The organism is Gilliamella sp. B3127, assembly GCF_026536935.1.
GTDB lineage: Bacteria > Pseudomonadota > Gammaproteobacteria > Enterobacterales > Orbaceae > Gilliamella > Gilliamella apicola_E.
On record NZ_JAFNNI010000015.1, the window covers coordinates 1 to 2,520 of the forward strand.

Here is a 2,520-nt window from a genome sequence, read left to right on the forward strand (position 1 = left end):
GAGATAACACCTGCAATACTGCAACAAGTTATTGATTCTCGTAATCATGCAAATAAATCTGCTGAAAAATCAGCTAATTCAGAGCGGAATAGCAAAATATCTGAAACGAATGCAAAAACTAGCGCTGACAATGCAAAAAATATAGCAAATTCAGTTGAAAACTTGGTCGCTAATGCAAGCAACTCAGCACAATCAGCTAGCTCATCATCTGCAACAGCAACCAATGCGAGCGCATCAGCTAAATCGTATTCAGATTCATCTAAATCATATGCAGATAGTGCTAGCTCATCAGCAACAGCATCTCGTAACTCAGCTCAGCAATCTAGTAATAGTGCAAATGCAGCTAGCTCATCTGAGCGAAACGCTAAAATATCGGAACAGAATGCTAAAAAATCAGCAGATGACGCTAAAAATGCTGTTTCATCAATTGATACTTCAGTTTTCATAAAAAAATCTGGTGTAGATAATCAGTCTATTGATGGCTCATTAGATGTTAAAAATTTAACTGAAAATGGTCAGCATGTTTATTCGCCGAATAACAAACCAACGGCGGACGACATTGGTACTATTCCTGCTGTAAAAAAACAGGTAAATGGAGCACCTATTTACGTGGTAGGTAATCGTATCGATGCTGCTTCAATTAGTGTAAACGGTAAATCAGTCATTACAGATGTTTCAGATATTCAATCTAAATTAACAGAGCTGAATAACAGAGCCTATGTTACTGAATCATATCAAAATGGCGATAGCTGGTATCGAGTTTATTCGGATGGGTTTATTGAGCAGTCTAGTACAATTAAAGTGATAACTGGGCAAGTTAATGCAATTTGCGGCACACTGGTCAACTTGATTAAACCAATGAGCACGGGAAATTATGGTGTTGCATTTGATAGAGTTAATTGGGGTGGATGGGCGGACATCGACTTCGCTTATGCTGAATTATATGAAACATCATTTTGGCTCGCATCATTTTGCCCATACACTTGTCAATCTTGGGTAAGATGGACGGTAAGGGGGTACTAATCATGACATATACGAACGAAGAATACGCAGAAATGGCTATTAAAGCGAATGAAGAAGGCAAGGCTTTAAAAGAGGTAAAAGGAAAGCTAAAGCTGGTTGAACCTACCCCTATTCATTTGTCTGACGAACAAATTGTCTCGCAAAATAAAGCTATGAAAATCTCACTAATCAACGAGGCTAACGAAAAAATAGCTATTTTACAGGATGTTATAGATTTAGATATGCTAGAGGCTGATGAAGAAGTGCAACTTAAAAAATGGAAAAAATATCGCATATTATTAACTCGTGTTGATGCGTCAGATGTTAATGCGGTATTCCCTGAAAAGCCCTAAGCGGGCTTGACAGGTAACTCAATATCTAATTTATTTATATCAATAGATTTTAGCTGTATACGATACAATTTCCATTTTTTTATTAGTTTTTTATCATCATCTGTTGCTATTTCAAGCTCTATTTTGTCATTCAAAATGTCTATTTCATTGTTAGCCTCAGATAACAAATCTGCGATATTTATTCGCTGTTGTTTAATAAAAAAGGCATTTTTCAGCTCCTCATCAAGCACCCATTTTTCGCCGTCCCATTTACAAAATTCGAACGGCTCAAACAATGTAAAACCTTCTTTAATTTTACCAAGATAATTGATTTTCACTGCTTCTTTTGTTTCAATATTATACGCAGTTTTCTCTAGGTTATCCTCAACTAAAACCCACTTACCGTTATTCTCGCAGGGGTGAAGCCCATCTTTAAATTCGGGAGCTAAACGTAACGCATTATCAGGCGGTAATGTGTCATCGTTCGCTTCCAATTGATGTGTAAATGGTTTTAAATCGTTTGTGTTATCGTAATAATAATTAATCATAAATTTTCCTATTTTTTGTTCACCTACTCGACAGGTAGGTAGCTGGGAGGATGACGCTACACGTAATATTACCGCCCGATTCGGTAATTTTCTCACCTCAGACCGAGATGCGAGCGGTGCGTTTAGGGTTGATGCCGTTGCCAGTCCTGCATATGGTGGGAATTCCAACGGATGGCATACAGTTTTATCGTTCGATGCTTCACGAGTAGTACCAACCGCGAATGAGAATAGAGCAATCAATATCGGAGGGACCCCCGTAATTTATCTGGGTGTTTAAACTCCTAAATATATAACTGGGGTCCCTCCGAGATTAATAGTTCTGTTTTCATGTGAGGTTGGCACAACACGTGATGCATCAAAGTCGAAAAATACCCATCTCAACTGACGTGGATTTGGTGTCGAGATCGAGCTTGCAATATAATCATCTCCAGCTGATGATATTGATATAGCTCCATTTTTATCTCCTGCCATTAATTTAGCATGTCCGAGAAGTGCTTTAAAATCACCGAGAGGCAACCCTCCTTTTATATTACGGATAGCATCATCCTCCCAGCTACCTACCTGTCGAGTAGTTCCATTAACCGCTCGCTCAAAAAAACCACGTCCATCTGGAGCAAATGCAGTCGGAACATTAATAT

At 38.4% G+C, this 2,520-nt stretch carries 2 protein-coding genes and 2 pseudogenes; 2 read left to right on the plus strand and 2 right to left on the minus strand.

Going from position 1 to position 2,520, the window contains the following annotated elements; all coding sequences use genetic code 11:
- Together J3U00_RS11545 and J3U00_RS11550 are read left to right on the plus strand one after the other, a co-directional pair.
- Window positions 1–1,023: pseudogene (locus J3U00_RS11545) on the plus strand (hypothetical protein); the annotation flags it as partial.
- 2 nt (window positions 1,024–1,025) lie between these two features.
- On the plus strand, window positions 1,026–1,355 hold the full coding sequence (locus J3U00_RS11550) for a tail fiber assembly protein (protein ID WP_267332462.1): 330 nt from the start codon (window positions 1,026–1,028) through the stop codon (window positions 1,353–1,355).
- Here the strand turns inward: J3U00_RS11550 and J3U00_RS11555 are convergent.
- Window positions 1,352–2,122: a tail fiber assembly protein gene (locus J3U00_RS11555; RefSeq protein WP_267332463.1), complete on the minus strand. Its 771-nt coding sequence runs from the start codon at window positions 2,120–2,122 to the stop codon at window positions 1,352–1,354. The genes J3U00_RS11550 and J3U00_RS11555 overlap by 4 nt on opposite strands.
- A gap of 33 nt (window positions 2,123–2,155) precedes the next feature.
- Window positions 2,156–2,520: pseudogene (locus tag J3U00_RS11560) on the minus strand (hypothetical protein); the annotation flags it as partial.

Excerpts from the sequence above, each read along its gene's own strand:
- J3U00_RS11550 (WP_267332462.1), top strand. The coding sequence starts at position 1,026 with ATGACATATACGAACGAAGAATACGCAGAAATGGCTATTAAAGCGAAT.